The sequence below is a fragment of the Daejeonella lutea genome (genome assembly GCF_900168015.1).
In the GTDB taxonomy this organism is placed as follows: Bacteria; Bacteroidota; Bacteroidia; order Sphingobacteriales; family Sphingobacteriaceae; genus Daejeonella; species Daejeonella lutea.
Window position 1 is genome coordinate 1,086,610 of record NZ_FUYR01000001.1, and the last position, 17,428, is coordinate 1,104,037.

A 17,428-nucleotide genomic window follows, 5' to 3' on the forward strand; every position below is an offset into this window, starting at 1 on the left:
TAAGATTTGCCGGATTCACAAGATCAATGTGCGTATCTGCTCATCCAATATAAAATAATATGCCCGCCCCGGTAGACCGGCACGGGCATATTCGCTCAGTTCTTAAACTCGTTGTTAGCTTCTCGCAGCTCTACAACAGTTTCCCGTCTGAATCTACCTCGACCACTTCGTAGCCAAGCTTTTCCAAACCAGGTTTAATTGCCGCTTTATCTCCAACAATTACAATGTTCATTTTATCGACAGGCAAGTGTTTTGCCGCCAGGGCATTAATCTCGGCTTTCGTAATATTCTTAAGAATATCATTTTGCTTTTGTACAAATCCTTCATCCAGATTATAGCGGATAATATTGTTTAAGAAAGATGCTTTCTGAAAACCTGTTTCATATTTACGAGCGTCACTCTGACCAATTGCACTTTTAACAAATGCAAGCTCGGCATCAGTTATCCCCTCTTCTTTATAGCGTTTAATTTCTTTCATGAACTCCACCACTGAACTGTCAGATACATTAGTACGAACACCTGCAGATGCTGTATAAGGCCCTGCAGATTCAGTACCTGAGAAACCTGAACCAGCCCCGTATGTATAACCTTTATCTTCGCGGAGGTTAAGGTTGATACGGCTGTTAAAAGCTCCGCCAAGAATGTAGTTCATTATTCCAGCACGATAATACTCACCAGTAGCATCAAAAGGTAAAGCCATGTAACCAATTCTGATTTCAGACTGTGCAGCTTTATCTTTATTAACCAGATAAATCTTAGTCTTATCAATCGTTGCAGGTTTTGCATCCGCTGGGATCTGAACTGGTTTCGCCTGCCATTTGCTCAGGAAAGCAAGCTTCGGCATGATAACCTTTTGCTCTGTATCGCCTACCACAACGATGTCCGCAACAGATGCAGAGAAATTATCGTTGTAGAATTTCTTCACATCATCGAGCGTGATCGATCCTACACTTGCGGTAGTACCAATACTTGGAATAGCCATAATGTTCCCTTCTCCGTATAACAGCTTGTTATAGACGTTAGAAGCGACTACTGGCGCTTGTGTACTCTGATTTGCGATCGACTCAAGTGTTTGCTTTTTCAAGCGATCAAAATCGGCCTGATCGAAACGAGGATGCAGCATGCGTTCTTCAAGAAGTGCCAGAGTTGCATCAAGATTTTTCGCAAGTGATTGTACCTGTATATTCATCCGGTCAGAACCGCTGTAAAAACTGATTGACGATCCTAATTTTTCTAACTGACTCGCAATTTCTTCAGATGAATACTTTTGTGAAGCTTCGTTTAACATTGAAGCAGTTAGCGAAGCAATACCAGCTTTGGAGGGATCTTTAGCTTCCAGTTTATGACCTCCTTTAATCGATACCAGCATCGTTACAGTCGGCACTTCATCATTTTTAGCTCCAATAATACGAACACCATTCGGAGTTTTATCTGTCCAGTATGCCGGCACATTTACCACAGGATTTGCTCCGGAAGCTGGTCTTATTTTACGATCGAAATTATCTTTTGCTTTGTTGTATGTCAACCCACTATACTGATCTTTCGGAGCTACATAGCCCGATTCATCAACTTTAAAGTTATCAGCAGCAGTTACAGTCGCTGCTTTCCCTTTCGGCACCACGCTTAAAATAACAGCGTGTTTTCCTTTAATATATTTGTTATAAACTCGCATAACATCCTCTTTGGTCACCGCCTTATAACGTTTCAAGTCAAGAGGCAGGTAATTAGGATTACCGGTAAAAGTTTGATATGCCGCCAAAGCTGATGTTTTACCAGCAACACTGGAAAGTGTATTGATCTCGCCAGTCTCATAAGAAACCTTAAAGCGGGTCAGGGCATCGTCAGAGATACCTGTTTTCTCAAACTCCAACAAAGCCTCACGAACTAATTTTTCCATATCTGCAAGAGTTTGCGTAGGGAAAGGAAGCACGGTGATTGAAAACTCACCTCCCAATTCTGATGCAGGATTTGAAGCACTTGCCTGAACTGCTTTCTGAGTTTTAACAAGGTTTTTGTAAAGGATAGAATTCTTACCAGATCCAATGATCTCTGCTAAAAGGTCCAATGGCACTTCATCAGGTGAGAATCTCGGAGCTGATGGAAAAGTCATCTGCAGCATTGGGAAACGAACATTGTCTTCGTAAGAAATGTAGCGGTCTTTATCCAGAACCGGCATCGGTAACTTTACATTTTGAACTTCCGGCCCTTTCTGGATCGGCCCGAAATACTTTTCTGCAAGCTTAACAACCTGTGCAGGAGTTACATCACCTCCAACAGTCAATGTGGCGTTATTCGGTCCGTACCAGCGCAGGAAGAAGTTCTTCAAATCATTGACATTACCGCGGTTCAAATCTTCCAGGTAACCGATTGTTGTCCATGAGTATGGGTGTCCATAAGGATAGAGGGCAGCAGATGCTTTCTCATATACCAGGCCATATGGACGGTTATCATAATTCTGTCCGCGCTCATTCTTAACGGTTGACCGCTGGATCTCAAATTTCTTCTGTGTTACAGCGTCAAGCAAAAATCCCATCCGGTCAGCCTCAAGCCACAAAGCGGTTTCCAGCTGATTGCTTGGAAGAGTTTCATAATAGTTTGTCCTGTCGCGATTAGTGCTTCCGTTTAAAGTTCCCCCCGCTTCAGAAATGATCTTGAAATGGGCTTCATCCCCAACGTTGTCTGATCCTTGGAACATCATATGCTCGAAGAAATGGGCGAAGCCTGATTTACCTACTTCTTCGCGTGCCGAACCGACATGGTAAGTCACATCAACGTGAACGATAGGATCAGAATGATCTTCGTGAACGATAACTGTCAGTCCGTTAGGCAGAACATATTTTTCATAAGGAATGACAAGCTCTGTTCCTTTCCGGGTAACTTTCTCTACCAGTTTCGTCTGACTGGGAGATTTCATAGTCTGCGCCTGCAGTTGCAAGCCGACAAATGCAAGCATTAATATGCTTAACTGTATTTTTTTTCTCATGGGGTTTTATAATTGGATAGGCAAAGTAATAATTTATGGATAAATCTGCAAATAGCTCATTCCGAGCTGATCACCTTGGCCGCCTCGCTGAGCCGGGTGCCTTTTGTTTCCAACGGCTCGTCCGGATATCGGTTGGAGGGATCCATCAGGAAGTTTTTTAATCCCAGTTCCCGTGCTCCCTTGATCTCAGAGTCGAGATCATCGCCTATGACAACGATTTCATCCTTGTGTAGGTCGTATTTCTTAATGATCCGCTGGATGACTTCCTTTTTGGTTTCAGATGTATTATCAGGGTCGACGATAAAAATCTCCTCAAAATCATCTCTAATCCCTAGGCGATCTATCTTGCTCAGTTGAAGCTTTGTGTATCCTGCAGTAAGCAGGAAACGTCTGGCCGGAAGATCTCTGATGTACGAATAATCATCATAAACGTCCATTTCTCCTTGATATTCCATATTACGCAACAATTCAGCGCCCTGCTTAGCCAGTTCGCCCGGGAAATTATGCATCACGGCAACTTTATGAAAGGGAGTACGCTGTATGTCTTTCTTTGCAGCTTCAATCTTTTCAGCACCTAGACCAAATTCCGATCTTGAAATCAGATCGAACATTGGTTTGAATAGAAGACCACTTGTTGAGGCTACCGGATAAATTGTATTATCGAGGTCAATTATTATGGTAAGCATTATTCGTGCTGATGCAGGTTAATTTGTCGGCCGATTTCATTTATTTCTGCATCTTCATCAAAGATAGGGAGATCAGTTTCATAATCGAGTTTCAGCCAAACTCCTTCGGTATCTTTCTGTATGTGAGTGTGTTCTTTTCCTTCTTTAAAAATTGTATACGTATTGTCTTCTTCTGGAAAAACGGAATAGGTTACAGCGCCTATTTGAATGTCGAAAGGTTCTTGCATAAACAAAGATAAGACTGACGGTTGAAAATTCTTCGGTCAACCTAAAAAACATAAATCTGATAATCAGATCAACGTAATAAACTAAATTCTTCTTATTTAACCGCCTTTGGCTTTGAAAAGCAAAATTAAGGCAACTCAACCCCTGATTAACAATCCATTAACTTTTCGTCATCAAAAAAAATAAAAAATCCTTGACAAAAACGCTTTTCTGTCTATATTTGCACTCACCAAAACGCGAAAGTAGCTCAGTTGGTAGAGCACGACCTTGCCAAGGTCGGGGTCGCGAGTTCGAATCTCGTCTTTCGCTCCAATAGAAACTCCCTCCTCAAAGAGGGAATTTTTGTTTGAAACATCCCGATATTTCGGGACTCCACGCTCGGATGGTGGAACTGGTAGACACGCAGGACTTAAAATCCTGTTCGCCCTAAAGCGAGTGCGGGTTCGATTCCCGCTCCGAGTACAATATAGGACTTCTATCCAAAACGCCATTTCTGATATCAGAAATGGCGTTTGTGTTTTATCCCGTTTCCTGAGAATAAAACTGGCGTGGATGTTATTTAACTTTATCTAAAAAAATTTCAATCATTGGAATTACGAAACTCGCCTGATGCGTGTTAAACTTAAGCGTAGTTATTTCTTCAATATATTCACCATGTGTGCCGGGAATAATAGCCAGTTCAGAACTAGCAAGCAAACGGTGTATCTTTAGCGCATGCTCAGGAATAATTACATCTTTATCTCCAATAATAATCAATACTGGTGCCTTGATTGATATTATTTTTTCATCAGGAATATCCCTAAAATTCAGCATTCTTTTCGCATCTCTATCATGCATAATTTGAAGTCCTGAAGGGTTAGGCGCAACTTTTGTGTAAGCATCTTTCAGTTCTTGCGGCATGTTATCCAAATTGGCTTGCTTCATAAAATCCCAAAATTGTGCAGGAACGCCATTTCGCTTACTAAGAGCTGAGCCTAGAACAATTTTGTTTACAATTTCCGGATGTCGGATTGCAATCTGCAATGTTGTGGTTCCACCATTACTAAAACCGAAGAAATCGGATTTATCAATCTCTAGCTCCTTTAGTAAACCTACCACATCATCGGCATCTTGTTCAAAGGAAAGATCGCTATTTCTATCACTAGTCCTTCCGTGAGCTTGCAGTTCTACAGCAATGACTTTGCGATGCTTTGCTAGCATTGGAATTATCCTGCCAAAAGACGTTTCAATTGTAGAGCCACCACCATGTATCAACACAAGTGGTTTTCCTTCTCCGTAAACCTGATAGTACATTTTGATACCCTTAACCGGAGCATAGCCGCTTTTTGAGGGCGATTGTGCATTCAAGGATAAATTTGATGCGATTAAACTGGTTAAAATTAAAAGCTTTTTCACTATGAGATTGGTTTAACAAGTTGATTTAATCTATTGAACATTTTAATCCAGCTTTGGTAAGCACCTGTTTCTTTTGCCTTTTCTTCAGAAACCGTTTGGTGGATCGTCATTTTAGTGCGTTCGCCAATCGATTCAAAATAGACTGTTGCCACATGACGTTCCGGCCAGTCTTCCACCTTGCCATTGGCAACTGAGCTTACTGTTTCTCCAGCCTCATTTGACATTACCATGGTAAATACTAATTTTTCATTTTGTAGGATTTCTAGGTATGTTCCAATGATCCAGCATGGTCCATGAACCGGATCTTGTATAACGTAATGAAAATGCCCACCTGTCTTAACTTCGATTGATTTAAATTCAATAGTACACCCGTCTGGTGCATACCAATGCTTTAATTGTTCTGGATCTGTCCATGCTTTAAAAACAACGTCGCGCGGCGCATCAAAAAGATGGCTAATTAGTAATTCTTTTTCTTCGGATTTCATATCTGTATTATTTTTTGGCAGAGGCAAGGAACTGGTCTAGCTTTTCAAACCGCTGGTTCCATAATTTACGGGATTGCGTTACCCAATCAGTCACTTCATCAAGTTGGGTAAGTTGGGCTTCACAAACCTGTTCCCGTCCTTTTTGATTCATAACAATCATTCCGCATTCTTTCAATATCTTTATGTGCTTGGCAATAGCCTGCTTGCTTATATCAAGGTCTTCGCCAATCTGCGTAATGTTTAGCGGTCCTTGCGACAATTTAATAATGATGATTCTCCTGGTGGGATCAGCAATAGCTTGAAACACATCTCTTCTTTCTATCATATACAACCAAATGGTTGTCAAATATAAGGGCAACCATTTGGTTGTGCAAAATATTTTATAAAATATTTTTAGTAATATTTCGAGAGATAGCCGTAAAGTCAAGTAATGACAACTATTAAAAGATAGACTAATTATCCTGTTGCCATCTAGATCTTCAATTTTTTAGCATCGTATCGATAAGAAATTGTAAATCATTTTGGAAATTATGCGAAATCTGTGCCTTTAGGAGTACAAAAGCCCTTTGGAAACAGAGGGCTTTTGTTTTTACGTCCGTATCAGTTCGATATATAGATTTCCAATTAAATCAGCCACCCTGTTGGTTAGTTTTATATTAAATAAAGGATTGCCTTTAGTAGAACTCCTGTGGGAAGTTTTTCCTGACACTTGATATCCTGACGAAAATTGTCCGAAAGGTACGATTGCGATAAGGTTTTACGTGATACTAAGATCTGATCATTCTTCGACCTCTTGTCGTATGTGATCGATATCAGGTTATTACCAACGCCGAGTCGAATTCGGCAATTCTTCAGGTCCCCTTCTGATGCCGTTCGGTACCCGGCGTTCCCTCGTAAAACAGGTACAGAGGAGTACACGAAGTCCGTCGAAACCCGATTAAATTTCCTACCGAAGAACAGTCGAAAAATACACGAAGCCTTCCCGAATCTGTCCCGGAGCAGGTACGAAGCAGTCTCGGAGCAGACTCGAAAACAAAGCGAACAGAAAGCGAAGCGGAAGCGAACAAATAGCGAAGCCGAAGCGAAGAGCAAGCGAAGAAACTTCCGATTTTTCCGAAGAACTATGAAGGAAAAGCGCATTTTATGTCAACTTTTCCGAAGAAGTACTAAATTCTGTCGAACAATTAACAAAAGCTTTCTGGAAAAATTGTGTTTAATAGTATTTAAACAAGGTTTTTAGTCTTTCCCAAATTGCCGAGCTAAAATAAAGGGCTATAGGAAGTTTTTGCGTCTCCTACTTACATTGTCTCGTCATGTAGTAGAAAGTCCTTGAGAATGGCTGATTTGAAGCTAAAATCGGTGCCTTATCGTGGGTCACTCATCTTTCTTAAAGAGAATGAAATACTTTTGAAAATCAAGATGAAATATCCAATTTCCCCAAGTGCAAATTTAAAGAAAGTAAAAAAAGCTCATTAAGGTCTCGAGGCTGCAAGGTTCTAAACTCAAAAATACACTAAGCGATTTTAAAATGGAGCCAGCAGGCTGCCAGAAAAATGGAACAACAGCATCTCCCCTTTCTGACTTTTACTATTGATTAACCCTCCATCCCTTTGCCTTCTAAAATCCTCGGAATATATTTCTCAACCCTATCCGTCCTGGTTTTAGATTGCTTCGCCTGGGAGAAGTGAAAAATATACGCACGCTGTCGCCCCGGTGTCAAAGCTTCGAAGGCAGTTTTTAATATGGGCATTGCATCTAATTTATTCTGAAACTCTTCCGGGATTTGAAAATCCGTGGTCTTTTTAAATTGTACTTTTAATCCCGCCTTTTCGACTTCTACTGCATCGCGGATATAAGCTTTCAGGAAAGGTTCCAATTTGATAATTTCTTCAGCACTTTTGAAACGAATCTGGCGGGCAGACTGAACATTCTTGGTTTGCTGGATTAAAATACCCTGAGGGTCTTTCATCAGTGCTCCTTTGAAAAACAAAAATGCGCAGTAATCTTTAAATTCGTGGATCAGGACGATGTTACTTTTCTGGTAAACATAACAGGGACAACCCCATTTCAATTCTTCACTTAACTGATAGCCGATCGCAGCAGTATCCTGAGCGATTGCTCTTAGCAGTCGTAATTCCTCCTGCCACTTACCTTTATTGAAAAAAAAATCTGCCTGAGGATTCATTTTCTTTTCTTTTAAACCCTCAAGGCACCACGAAAGCCTCTTGCAGCATAGTAAGATTCTGCCCCATTGTGATAGGTAAACACATGCCCATAACGCCAGTCGCAAAACAGAGCGCCTCCGGCCTTTCTTATATCTGCCGGAGTTTTTATCCAGCTGGAGGTTTTAGTGTCGAATTTTCCAAGTTTTTGCAATTCCCGGTATTCATCTCCAGTTAATATCTCAATGGCCATATTGGCCGCCATATTAATTGCACTGTCGGCTGGTTTGTGCTCTTTCCTGGATTCTAAAGCTTCGTGATCATAGCAGATACTTCTGCGTCCTTTGGGGCTCTCAGCAGAGCAATCGTAAAAAATAAATTCGCCAGTCTTTTTATCATATCCCACTACATCCGGCTCACCGCCAGATATCTCCATATCGTCAAGCGACCAAAGCTTGGTTTCATTTTCTTGGAGCTTTGCGTGAACCTTTGCCCATTCGATGCCTTTATGACGATCCATATTCTTCTCGAAACGGGTTTTCAAAGTCTGCAGCAATTCTTGCCGCTGGTCTTGAGATAGTTGCTTTTTCATTTCCTTAAACTATTAAATAAGCTATAAATTACCAATAGGCGCCAGTTTTCTTTCGTCCGGCCTAAAATACCAGGACACTATGGTCAACACTAGTAAAAGTGCCGGTCCGAACAATTCCTTTGCGCCATCCCCCACCGCCAGGTGGGAGAATATGGCGCCTGAAGCCGTAAAGAAAAATCCCGCGTATGCCCATTCTTTCACCATGGCCAACCGGGGCAGCAATATCGCTATCACCCCCAACAATTTCCAGATACCCAGGATGGTAAGAAAATAGAGTGGATAGCCCAGACGCTCCATCATATCAGCTTCTTCCTGGATCTGCATTAACTGAACTATTCCGGTTGAGGTCATTCCAAAGGATAGCCAGACTGTAGCGATCCAATAGATTATTCGATTTCTTTTAGTCATAGTTTCTATATTATATTTTCGACCACTTCCTGTAAGCGGTTGTGCGCCATATTTATGCCCTTAGCGAACGGCAGTTTGAGCATTGCATCCCTGTCCTCTACCGATTTATACACTATTTGCATGGTAAGCTTGCTCCTATCATCATTGAGTTTTTCGAATTCCAGAAATTCCAGCTGCACAGGGAATGGTGTATTTTCCATTTCGAACGTACGGACGATCTTTGCATTTGGAACAAATTCATGAATAACACCTCCAGATTTCAATAATATGTTACCCTCGGGATCAGAAGTTTGAAATTGCCAGCTGCCATGCTTTCTGCTTTCAAGTTTAAGCACTTTTGTACTCATCCACTGTTCTACAATTTCAGGCTCTACATAGGCTTTAAAAAGTAGTTCCAATGGCAGGTCAAATTCCCGTGTAATTACCAGAAAGTGCTTGCCATCTTCGGCATCAATTTTTGTTTTTAGGTCCATATGTTTATTACTTAGATACTTCTATTTCTTATTCGGGTAGTTTTTCATAATGCTTTCCAATTTATTAAACCGATCGTCCCACATCTGGCGGAAAGGTTCTATAAAATCGGCTACCTCTTTCATCTTTTTTGCGTTTGTGTGATAGTATATCTCACGGCCGGTCTGCTCCTGTCCAAGCAATTCGCACTCTATTAGTATTTGAAGGTGTTTTGAAACTGTAGGTCTGGCGGTATTGAAGTTCGCTGCTATAGCCCCGGCTGTCATAGACTGCGAAGCAACCAGCAGAAGTATTGCTCTCCTGGTAGGATCTGCTATTGCCTGAAATACATCTCGTCTTAAATTCATTATGTAGCTATTTGACTACAAATATAAGTGTAGCTATTTGACTACGCAAATTAATTAATATTTTTTCAACAGGGACTAGAGGTTAGATTGGGATGGCCGAAATGGCAAGTCCAGGAACTATGAGGAATTGTCGTATTTTAATTGACGAGAGAAAAAAGGAAAGACCAGAAAAAACGCATCCAGCTTTAACTCCGGATGTATAGTTTAACTAACAGAGGCCTTCCAGCGCTTGAATTTGGGATTAAGCACAATCCTTGGATATTGTGAGACACGGGCTGAAGCCCGTGGCAATTGATAGAAGAACAAACTTTGGTGAAGGTAGCTACTCCCGAGTTATTCCTCAGAACTGACCTGATAATCTATTCCTTTAGAAATAGCTTCATAAATAGCATCCTGAATCCTCGGACGGATCCTGAGGGTATTAAGTTTATTGCTGACAGATGGGTTTATTCTGTTAGACAGGAAGATATAGATCAGGTCGTTTTTAGGATCAACCCATACACAAGTTCCTGTGTAACCTGTATGCCCATAAGTGCCTGCAGAAGCCAGAGAAGAAGGATATGTACCTCCATCCCCCCTATCAAATCCCAGGCCTCGTCTGCTGACACCGGATTGGCGTGAGGTAAAAAGATCAACCGTTTCAGGTTTAAAGTACTCAACACCACCGTATTTGCCACCATTAAGAAGTACCTGATTAAGAATTGCTAAATCGTTCGCACTGGCAAATAATCCGGCGTGGCCTGAAACACCGCTCACCAAAGCAGCTCCCTGGTCGTGAACATAACCCTGTAAGAGAGTTTTCCTGAAATAATTATCCTGTTCGGTAGGTACGATTTTTTCTCGTCCGAAACGCTGACGTGGATTAAATCCCGCAGTGCGCATCCCCAGAGGCGCATAGAATTCATTTAAGACATACTGATCAAGGGGTTTTCCAGCCTGATGTTCCACAACCTCTTTCATCATATACATGCTGATGTCGCTGTAAACATACTGTCCGCGGGTTTTAATTGGCGAATTAAGCATTTTCGGGAGCATTGCTTCCTGGTAATAATTGCGGCGAACGAAATAGTTGTCGGCAACCTTGACAGGATAAGCATATGACGAATCGGGACTATGATCCTGTGATTTCATATAGCTCGGAAAATCCAGATTGATAAAACCAGCCTGGTGAAGCATCACTTCCTTCAGGGGGATAAATTCTTTGTTTGTTAGTTTTGCTTCAGGAAAATATGAACCAATTCCAGCGTTAAGATCCAGCTTTTGCTGCTCATAGAGGCGCATTACCGCTATAGTAGTCGCCGCAGTTTTGGTTACGGAAGCCAGATCGTAAATATCATCAGTCTTAGTTGGCTCTTCTCCCCCATAGGTGTGTGAGCCATAAGCACGGTTAAAAATTACATTGCCATTCTTAACAACCATAACAACAGCACTTGGCGTTGCATGCTGGCTTATTGCCTCATTCACGATCCTGTCTATTTTATTCAGGTTCGACGAATTGATACCCACATCTTCAGGTGTTGAGTATCTCAATCTGATTTTTTCTGTCGTATACCCTGCGCCAGCCGGGTATACGTCGCTGATTGCCTCCTTTAGACGATTTTGGGCCGTAGTACCCCCAAAAATCAGTTGGGCAGAGAAATCAGCTACTGCCATTGAAGTCTCTGGGTTCCAGATGATAGGATCGGTAAAAGAACTGAGCAACTTCAGGGCGAATGTATTTCCATAACCCACAAGAATGACTTCTTTTTCCTGCTGCAGGCTCATTATGTAGCTCACAGTTTCAGGATAAGCAAGAGATTCAGCATTGACCTGAACGATAACAGTTGTGTAAGATTCAAGATTTGCTAGTGTGGCTTTTGCAAGTTCAAACTCAGTAACCGGAGCATAATTTCTAAGAACAGCATTAAAAGGCTGCGCGTAGGGTAACCCAATATTTATTGAGGCGATTTTCCGGTCCTTAAGGTTTATTAGCGGAATAGTGTTGGACGCATTGTTTAGCAATACAGTAGACTGTTGCGCGTCCGCTTGCAAATTTAAGTCGGCTGTAATTTGTGCCGGACTTATACGATCATTAAATCCTCCGAACATAACGATCATCAGAAGCATTCCTGTTGTAAGGCTAATCCAGGTGGCTCCACTTTTCAAAATCTTTTTCCCCAAAACAACAAATTTAATCGTTTACACTAATCATCAACTTTGCAGTTTTCAGATCTCCCCCAATTAAGAATCCCCTTTTTCTTAATCGATATAAGCTAATATAGCTTAGATACATTAAAAACGCAAGAAGCTCGGTTATATTCTAGATAATCGAAAATAATTAAAATCATTACTGGAATGGTAAAGAATCAGGCACCTAAAACGCAAAAAGGGCCACATGTTGCTTTACATGTAACCCTTTTTGATCAGTGATCAAGAGCGGTTAAAATCCCAGACCCAGGGTAAAGCCTCTGATAGCTTGCGGAAATGCTGCACCGCCAAAACCCTAATGCCTTTATTAATCAAAAAAAGGCGACCAGCTCGCTGCCGATCGCCCCACGTTTAAAAATTATCCTGTAACTGTGAGAACACTGCCAGAAATGGCCATTGTGTACTGTTTTAAATTAGTTGTTGCTGGGCCCGTTGTAACAACACCAGAATTGTTAAAAATACTGCCATGGTTAGGGCAAACAAAACTTCCTTGTGTTGGACTGTATCCAATCGATGTTCCCTCGTGACTGCAGGCAAGCTGAACCGCAGCAAACGATGATACCACGTTTCCGGCACCAATTCTGGCTACAATAACGCCGTTGTTGCTTTTAGCTTCCCCTACCGACTTAATTTCTGTATTCAGATCAATAGTGAAGCTTACTCCGGATGGTGGTACAGGAGGTTTTATTTCGGGTTTAGCTTCCCCGCCTTTTCCGCAGGCGTAAAGGCAACCGGTGCATGCCGCCGCCAGGCCAATACCAATCGTGCTTAAAAATTCTGTCCTTTTCATATGCTTAGAGTTTGGTTTATTGAATGATGTTATGGTTCAGGTTTGTAAAGGGTGAACATTCTGGAAATAGTAAATCCAAATCGATACTGCCCCTTGGTCCATGATGATGTTGAATTGGCAAGGAAATTATTTTCTGCTATCGCTTTCGCGTTTGCAAAATTCATCGTAAAAACGTGGCCGCCAGTTTCAATTTCAATTCCTAAGCCGAGGGGATTGTAAAAATTCGTGTTCGGATTGTTTTTCCTGTAATCGGAACTGATCAAATAATAATCAGCGACAACCCCAAAGCGTTTTGTTAATTTATACCGTCCGGCAATGCCGGTGGAGAACAATGTCATTTCATCGCCTGTGGCCAGAACGACATTTCTGAACAACACACCGGGTGTCACCTGCAGTGATAACTCAGGTGAAAATTTCCTTGATATAATCGCCTGAATGAAGTGAGAAAATCGATTGCCATAGCTATCAAAAACACCGGTATTAACTTTATAAGGTGTGAAACCTGTTTTCAAAAGTGCACTAAAAGAAATAGGAGTGCCATTTTTATCCTTCTGCTGCAAAACCGCATATTTCATTTGGAGATCCAATAACTGTTCGAATTTGCTGCGGCCGAATGCGATATTCAACCGATCAGAGATCCCATATTCAAATCCAATGTAGATATCTGCTGAATTGTCAAGACCATAGAGTGTTTTGGAACCGCCATCGGAACCGCCAATATCTCCGAATCTGTGAATAACTTTAAAATCCAGGTCATATTTCTTTACCATCGTTGTCGTTTGAGACAGGATTAAGCGACTCGATTTAAATGACGCGGTAGCATAGTCTCCTTCCCCGGTGGCAGATAAATTCCGCATTAAAGAATCCGTATTTTGGGCAGTACTCTGGTAAGCTGATAGCGAAAATGCAATCAGTAAGATAGTAATCTTGTTCATAAACTGGCTTTAAGTGATGGTACTGAAAGTACCTTTCAAGGTTATTCTAATAGTTTCTGCTATGTTTTTAAATACCAGCGCCGGTATCTTTATGTTGTGGTCCTTGCATTTTACATCAAAGGCCGATTTAATTTCAAGACGGCCGTCAAGGACTTTAATGGTCCCTGTGATGGAGCGCCGTTTAGTAACTCCGTGGACTTCAAGATCCCCAATTGCCGTAACCTCGTATTCCCCGTCCTTAGTGACATCAATTGGCGTGTTCAGTTTTCCTTTAAACTTGGCAGCTGGATATCGATCGGATTCCATATAATTCTCGTTGAAATGTTCCTGCATCAGGCTCTTCCTAAAGCGAAAGCTTTTGATCGAAACACCAAATTGGATCTCACCATTATCTGTGTTAAGGACACCATATGCACTCTTAGAAACCGCTTCAATATTCTCCATTGGAGCTTCGGAGAATAGCGTTAATTCTGCTGTTTTAGTTGAAAAAACTGCTTTTACACTCTCCTTAACAGGGGTCATGTAAATAAAAAAGCCAAGCAGCAGTGCGGTGTACATTACTTAATTTTACTTTTGTTCAGGTTAGTGATTACTCCCACGCTCATACCGGCAGACCGCAGCTTGATATTTCCATATCCGAGTTCCGTTAAAGGCAACTTTAAATATGGGTTAAGTGCGAGTTTTACATTGCTGGTTATGTTTCTTTTATAGCTAAGGTTTAAATTAGCAATCCCAAAAAAATGATTGTTTTGGTAACCTGTGCTAAATGAGCCGACACTACGGGCATTCCTGTTTTGATAAGTAAAAGAATATTGCTCATCAAGCATTAAATAAGATGAGATACCAGCTCCAACACCAAAGCTCGATTTACCTTTATTTAACAACGTATATGCGAGATTTAACTGAATATCCATGATGTCAAACCCAGAGCTGACAACATTAGGTTTAACCTGAAAAAGATTGTAGCTGGCCGGTCGAAAAGATGAAAAGCCGGTTTGATAGGTTTTCTTCCCATAGGCTGCACCAGCTTCAACTGAGAGCTTATTGGATATTTTATAGATCATGCCTGCACCAAGACTATAATTTACTTTGTTGTTTTGAAGCTGTTCAACACCGCTAAGATCGGGCGCTAAATTAATTGCAAGGGAAAACCGGCTTTTTACAGGCTCCGATTTCGAATTATTCTGCTCCTCTTTTGAAGCAGCAGTAAGGACCGCCTCATTCAAAGAAACAGCCTTTTCATTTATTGGTAAATTTTCATTAGAAATAGTATTCAAATCGGCAGTTGCCGGTTCTACCGCGGCCAGAGCTTGTGAACTGGGCGCAATTTCTGTTGTCACTTTATTTCCTTCTACTGCAAAAGTTTCTGTACTATTCGAAATGCTGGTCTTAGAAAATTCTACATGTTCAATCACTTGAGGATTTGCATTGAATGTACTTTTATAATTCTTCGCTACTTCTCCAATAGATACATTCCCGGGCATTAATTTGTCATCCTCCGGATTGGATTTTGCAATATTTTCGGTGTTGTTTACAACCGGAATTTCAGTGGAACTTACATCTTCAACCTTTACCGCGGTAATTTCAGGCTCCTGCCCTTGCTCCGAAGAATTAAACATTACAGCGAACACCAGCAATAAAACTGCGGCTACGGATGATATCCAGATCATATAGCGCGGCACCAGGCTGCGGGCCTTTTGATTTTGAAGACGCGCTTTCATCAGCGCCCAATCTTCATCGATTTCATTCATGTCAGGAGCGGTTAGCCCCGCCTTGAAAATCTCATCGAAATCTTGTTTACTAAAATTCTTCATTTATTTATATATAAACTCTTACGAGCTTTAAATCGTGTTTTATTTGGAAACCCTCAAAAGCTGATATTCAGGTTCATTAATGTTAATTATTTTCTCACTTTGTGTATACGCAAGTTCGAGGAGCTCCCTTAACCTTTTCCTCGCCTTAAACAGGTTAGATTTAGATCCTCCAACGCTGATCTTAAGTTTTTGGGCGATCTCTTCATGTGTCAATCCATCTACCGCATATAAATTAAACACTGTTCGATATGATGGCGGCAGCTGTTGCACAAGTTTGATCAGGTCATCGTAGTATAATTTCTGTTCTACAGTTGCATATTCAAAAACCTCGTCAATTTCAGCGATATCAACCAAATTCATATGTTTCAACTCAGCTCGATAATGATCGATGGCGGTATTTGACATAATTCGTCCAACCCATGGCTCAAAAGGCTTTTCGGGATCGAATTTGTGAAGGTTATTAAAGACCTTTAAAAAACCATCATTAATTATAATCCGAGCCTCCGAGCGATTTGAAGAATATCTTAAGCAGATACTCATGGCGAATCCGTAAAAGTTTCTATACAGCAATTCCTGCGCGTTTAGTTCCTTTTTTATGCACCTGCCAATTAAAACTTTTAGTTCATTTTCGCTGATCACAATTTTGCTTCTAGGGACAACACGTAGGAAATCAAGTAAAGGTTGCCTGATTATTTAAAAATACATTTTTAAATGCATACGAAATCCACAAGTTTCCAGATGTTTATTACGACACACGAGAAAACCAATTGATAATCAGTGGTTGCCAAATACACCTATCGGCAACTGTGTCAGAAATTAGTAGGCGAGAGACATCTATTTGATTGGCGTTATTCTAAACGAATAGGTGTATAGATTTCGATCAATTTTGAAGTTGAACGAAATTTCAGATGCTACAGGCTGACCATCAACAAGTGTTGGTTCCAAATATGGCAAGCGGCTCAATGCCTGAATAAGGGCAGAAGCCTGTCTGTCCTCCCAGCCGTCGACGTAATGGAAGGATGTTAATTTTCCTTTTGAATCGATTCCTGCTTTGATCTGAAAAGTCTTGTATGGATACATATTCAGATCTACTTTGGCAAATACGGGCTGAATTTCGGTTTTAACAGCTTCCATAAACGCCATGTTTCCGTCTTTGTACACAGCCAGAACGGTTTTTTTCCTTGACGCTGCTGCACCACAAGCACGTGGAGATGGCATGAGCAATCCCGCTTTTGTTATCGGTGTTAAATTGTTACCAGCCAGCACTATCCGTGACTCGTCGGTATAATTTCCAATTGGACCGCTACCTTTCACGAAAGATCCATTTTTGAAAGTCTCAGAAACCAGAACAGTCCCTGTCCGATCTTCATGCTTTTTACCTCGCCACACACCATCAGGACGGCCATTCACAAGTTTCCCCTCCCAATACACCATGTCCAGATCCGATCTATATGTTCCAGAGCCATCTATGACCGTTTGTTTTCCAGAGATGTCCCATGCATTTAGAATTCTCGTTTGTCCGGCATTGTTCTCGAATTCTAACCTTTTTTTATTCCCAGGATAGTATATAATCCATTTGCCGGTCATAATACCCTTGTCAAAAGTTCCTTCCGCCAGAGGTTCGCCATTCAGATAATTCATTATCATATGACCATCCAGTTGACCTTCATTGGTATATCGGCCTTCGGCAAGCACTATCGAAGGGTCATATTTATTCAGGTCGCGAAACGTTCCTATGAACTTTCGATCCTGCATTCGCAGATGACCATAACGAATTACGGTGCTGCAGCTATCTTCAATCAATGCGTAATTCTCATCCATATGAAGATTGATACTATCTTTCCCCAAGGTTCTGAACATTATCCGGCGAGGCTGGGGCTGGCAGAATGCAAAAGCGGTAATGATCGTAAAAAGAATGGTAAAAATGACTTTCATAGTGATAGATTAG

18 protein-coding genes and 2 tRNA genes are annotated in these 17,428 nt (G+C 41.3%); 2 read left to right on the top strand and 18 right to left on the bottom strand.

Annotation, left to right across the window (positions count from 1 at the left end; genetic code table 11):
* Nucleotides 1-130: 130 nt before the first annotated feature.
* The 3 genes from B5X60_RS04825 to B5X60_RS04835 are packed head-to-tail and all read right to left on the bottom strand — an operon-like array spanning nucleotide 131 to nucleotide 3,896.
* Nucleotides 131-2,983 (bottom strand): M16 family metallopeptidase, encoded by a 2,853-nt coding sequence (locus B5X60_RS04825; protein ID WP_079701488.1) that lies wholly within the window; start codon nucleotides 2,981-2,983, stop codon nucleotides 131-133.
* A gap of 56 nt (nucleotides 2,984-3,039) precedes the next feature.
* A complete protein-coding gene (locus tag B5X60_RS04830; RefSeq protein ID WP_079701489.1) occupies nucleotides 3,040-3,669 on the bottom strand; it encodes an HAD family hydrolase in 630 nt (209 codons plus the stop codon).
* A complete protein-coding gene (locus tag B5X60_RS04835) occupies nucleotides 3,669-3,896 on the bottom strand; it encodes a hypothetical protein (protein WP_079701490.1) in 228 nt (75 codons plus the stop codon). The genes B5X60_RS04830 and B5X60_RS04835 overlap by 1 nt, the downstream gene beginning before the upstream one ends.
* A 234-nt stretch (nucleotides 3,897-4,130) precedes the next feature.
* On the opposite strand from B5X60_RS04835, the gene B5X60_RS04840 reads away from it, so the two are divergent.
* Nucleotides 4,131-4,206 (top strand) — tRNA-Gly (locus tag B5X60_RS04840).
* 64 nt (nucleotides 4,207-4,270) lie between these two features.
* A tRNA-Leu gene (locus B5X60_RS04845) sits at nucleotides 4,271-4,356 on the top strand.
* A 93-nt stretch (nucleotides 4,357-4,449) separates the two neighbouring features.
* Here the strand turns inward: B5X60_RS04845 and B5X60_RS04850 are convergent.
* From B5X60_RS04850 to B5X60_RS04920, 15 genes are all read right to left on the bottom strand, one after another.
* The gene (locus B5X60_RS04850) at nucleotides 4,450-5,289 is read right to left on the bottom strand and encodes an alpha/beta fold hydrolase (RefSeq protein WP_079701491.1); all 840 of its coding nucleotides are present in this window, start codon (nucleotides 5,287-5,289) and stop codon (nucleotides 4,450-4,452) included.
* Nucleotides 5,289-5,774, bottom strand: a complete 486-nt coding sequence (locus B5X60_RS04855; protein ID WP_079702308.1) for an SRPBCC family protein — start codon at nucleotides 5,772-5,774, stop codon at nucleotides 5,289-5,291. Before B5X60_RS04855 ends, B5X60_RS04850 begins: the two co-directional genes overlap by 1 nt.
* Before the next feature lie 7 nt (nucleotides 5,775-5,781).
* The gene (locus B5X60_RS04860) at nucleotides 5,782-6,099 is read right to left on the bottom strand and encodes an ArsR/SmtB family transcription factor (protein ID WP_079701492.1); all 318 of its coding nucleotides are present in this window, start codon (nucleotides 6,097-6,099) and stop codon (nucleotides 5,782-5,784) included.
* Nucleotides 6,100-7,368: 1,269 nt separating this feature from the next.
* Nucleotides 7,369-7,959 (bottom strand): YdeI/OmpD-associated family protein, encoded by a 591-nt coding sequence (locus B5X60_RS04865; RefSeq protein ID WP_079701493.1) that lies wholly within the window; start codon nucleotides 7,957-7,959, stop codon nucleotides 7,369-7,371.
* A gap of 11 nt (nucleotides 7,960-7,970) precedes the next feature.
* Complete coding sequence (locus B5X60_RS04870; protein ID WP_079701494.1) at nucleotides 7,971-8,528, bottom strand: DUF4256 domain-containing protein; 558 nt, start codon at nucleotides 8,526-8,528, stop codon at nucleotides 7,971-7,973.
* 21 nt (nucleotides 8,529-8,549) lie between these two features.
* On the bottom strand, nucleotides 8,550-8,936 hold the full coding sequence (locus B5X60_RS04875; RefSeq protein ID WP_079701495.1) for a DoxX family protein: 387 nt from the start codon (nucleotides 8,934-8,936) through the stop codon (nucleotides 8,550-8,552).
* Nucleotides 8,937-8,941: 5 nt separating this feature from the next.
* The gene (locus tag B5X60_RS04880; protein WP_079701496.1) at nucleotides 8,942-9,409 is read right to left on the bottom strand and encodes an SRPBCC domain-containing protein; all 468 of its coding nucleotides are present in this window, start codon (nucleotides 9,407-9,409) and stop codon (nucleotides 8,942-8,944) included.
* 21 nt (nucleotides 9,410-9,430) lie between these two features.
* Nucleotides 9,431-9,754 carry an ArsR/SmtB family transcription factor gene (locus tag B5X60_RS04885; protein WP_079701497.1) on the bottom strand — a complete coding sequence of 108 codons (324 nt, stop codon included), beginning with the start codon at nucleotides 9,752-9,754 and terminating at the stop codon, nucleotides 9,431-9,433.
* Between the two features lie 333 nt (nucleotides 9,755-10,087).
* Nucleotides 10,088-11,914, bottom strand: coding sequence for a serine hydrolase domain-containing protein (locus B5X60_RS04890; RefSeq protein ID WP_139377360.1), 1,827 nt, complete (start codon nucleotides 11,912-11,914; stop codon nucleotides 10,088-10,090).
* Nucleotides 11,915-12,299: 385 nt separating this feature from the next.
* Complete coding sequence (locus B5X60_RS04895; RefSeq protein ID WP_079701498.1) at nucleotides 12,300-12,731, bottom strand: QcrA and Rieske domain-containing protein; 432 nt, start codon at nucleotides 12,729-12,731, stop codon at nucleotides 12,300-12,302.
* A gap of 29 nt (nucleotides 12,732-12,760) precedes the next feature.
* Nucleotides 12,761-13,666: a DUF5777 family beta-barrel protein gene (locus B5X60_RS04900; RefSeq protein ID WP_079701499.1), complete on the bottom strand. Its 906-nt coding sequence runs from the start codon at nucleotides 13,664-13,666 to the stop codon at nucleotides 12,761-12,763.
* 9 nt (nucleotides 13,667-13,675) lie between these two features.
* A complete protein-coding gene (locus B5X60_RS04905; RefSeq protein WP_079701500.1) occupies nucleotides 13,676-14,224 on the bottom strand; it encodes a YceI family protein in 549 nt (182 codons plus the stop codon).
* On the bottom strand, nucleotides 14,224-15,480 hold the full coding sequence (locus B5X60_RS04910) for a hypothetical protein (protein WP_079701501.1): 1,257 nt from the start codon (nucleotides 15,478-15,480) through the stop codon (nucleotides 14,224-14,226). The genes B5X60_RS04905 and B5X60_RS04910 overlap by 1 nt, the downstream gene beginning before the upstream one ends.
* Before the next feature lie 39 nt (nucleotides 15,481-15,519).
* Nucleotides 15,520-16,119: an RNA polymerase sigma factor gene (locus tag B5X60_RS04915; protein WP_262485816.1), complete on the bottom strand. Its 600-nt coding sequence runs from the start codon at nucleotides 16,117-16,119 to the stop codon at nucleotides 15,520-15,522.
* 195 nt (nucleotides 16,120-16,314) lie between these two features.
* On the bottom strand, nucleotides 16,315-17,415 hold the full coding sequence (locus tag B5X60_RS04920; protein WP_079701502.1) for a toxin-antitoxin system YwqK family antitoxin: 1,101 nt from the start codon (nucleotides 17,413-17,415) through the stop codon (nucleotides 16,315-16,317).
* Between the last annotated feature and the right edge of the window lie 13 nt (nucleotides 17,416-17,428).

What these genes read in the sequence shown, in the direction of transcription:
- B5X60_RS04870 (WP_079701494.1), bottom strand. Translation starts at nt 8,528, where the DNA reads ATGAAAAAGCAACTATCTCAAGACCAGCGGCAAGAATTGCTGCAGACT.
- B5X60_RS04855 (WP_079702308.1), bottom strand. Translation starts at nt 5,774, where the DNA reads ATGAAATCCGAAGAAAAAGAATTACTAATTAGCCATCTTTTTGATGCG.
- B5X60_RS04885 (WP_079701497.1), bottom strand. Translation starts at nt 9,754, where the DNA reads ATGAATTTAAGACGAGATGTATTTCAGGCAATAGCAGATCCTACCAGG.
- B5X60_RS04900 (WP_079701499.1), bottom strand. Translation starts at nt 13,666, where the DNA reads ATGAACAAGATTACTATCTTACTGATTGCATTTTCGCTATCAGCTTAC.
- B5X60_RS04905 (WP_079701500.1), bottom strand. Translation starts at nt 14,224, where the DNA reads ATGTACACCGCACTGCTGCTTGGCTTTTTTATTTACATGACCCCTGTT.
- B5X60_RS04920 (WP_079701502.1), bottom strand. Translation starts at nt 17,415, where the DNA reads ATGAAAGTCATTTTTACCATTCTTTTTACGATCATTACCGCTTTTGCA.
- B5X60_RS04835 (WP_079701490.1), bottom strand. Translation starts at nt 3,896, where the DNA reads ATGCAAGAACCTTTCGACATTCAAATAGGCGCTGTAACCTATTCCGTT.
- B5X60_RS04825 (WP_079701488.1), bottom strand. Translation starts at nt 2,983, where the DNA reads ATGAGAAAAAAAATACAGTTAAGCATATTAATGCTTGCATTTGTCGGC.
- B5X60_RS04830 (WP_079701489.1), bottom strand. Translation starts at nt 3,669, where the DNA reads ATGCTTACCATAATAATTGACCTCGATAATACAATTTATCCGGTAGCC.
- B5X60_RS04880 (WP_079701496.1), bottom strand. Translation starts at nt 9,409, where the DNA reads ATGGACCTAAAAACAAAAATTGATGCCGAAGATGGCAAGCACTTTCTG.
- B5X60_RS04860 (WP_079701492.1), bottom strand. Translation starts at nt 6,099, where the DNA reads ATGATAGAAAGAAGAGATGTGTTTCAAGCTATTGCTGATCCCACCAGG.
- B5X60_RS04910 (WP_079701501.1), bottom strand. Translation starts at nt 15,480, where the DNA reads ATGAAGAATTTTAGTAAACAAGATTTCGATGAGATTTTCAAGGCGGGG.
- B5X60_RS04875 (WP_079701495.1), bottom strand. Translation starts at nt 8,936, where the DNA reads ATGACTAAAAGAAATCGAATAATCTATTGGATCGCTACAGTCTGGCTA.
- B5X60_RS04895 (WP_079701498.1), bottom strand. Translation starts at nt 12,731, where the DNA reads ATGAAAAGGACAGAATTTTTAAGCACGATTGGTATTGGCCTGGCGGCG.
- B5X60_RS04865 (WP_079701493.1), bottom strand. Translation starts at nt 7,959, where the DNA reads ATGAATCCTCAGGCAGATTTTTTTTTCAATAAAGGTAAGTGGCAGGAG.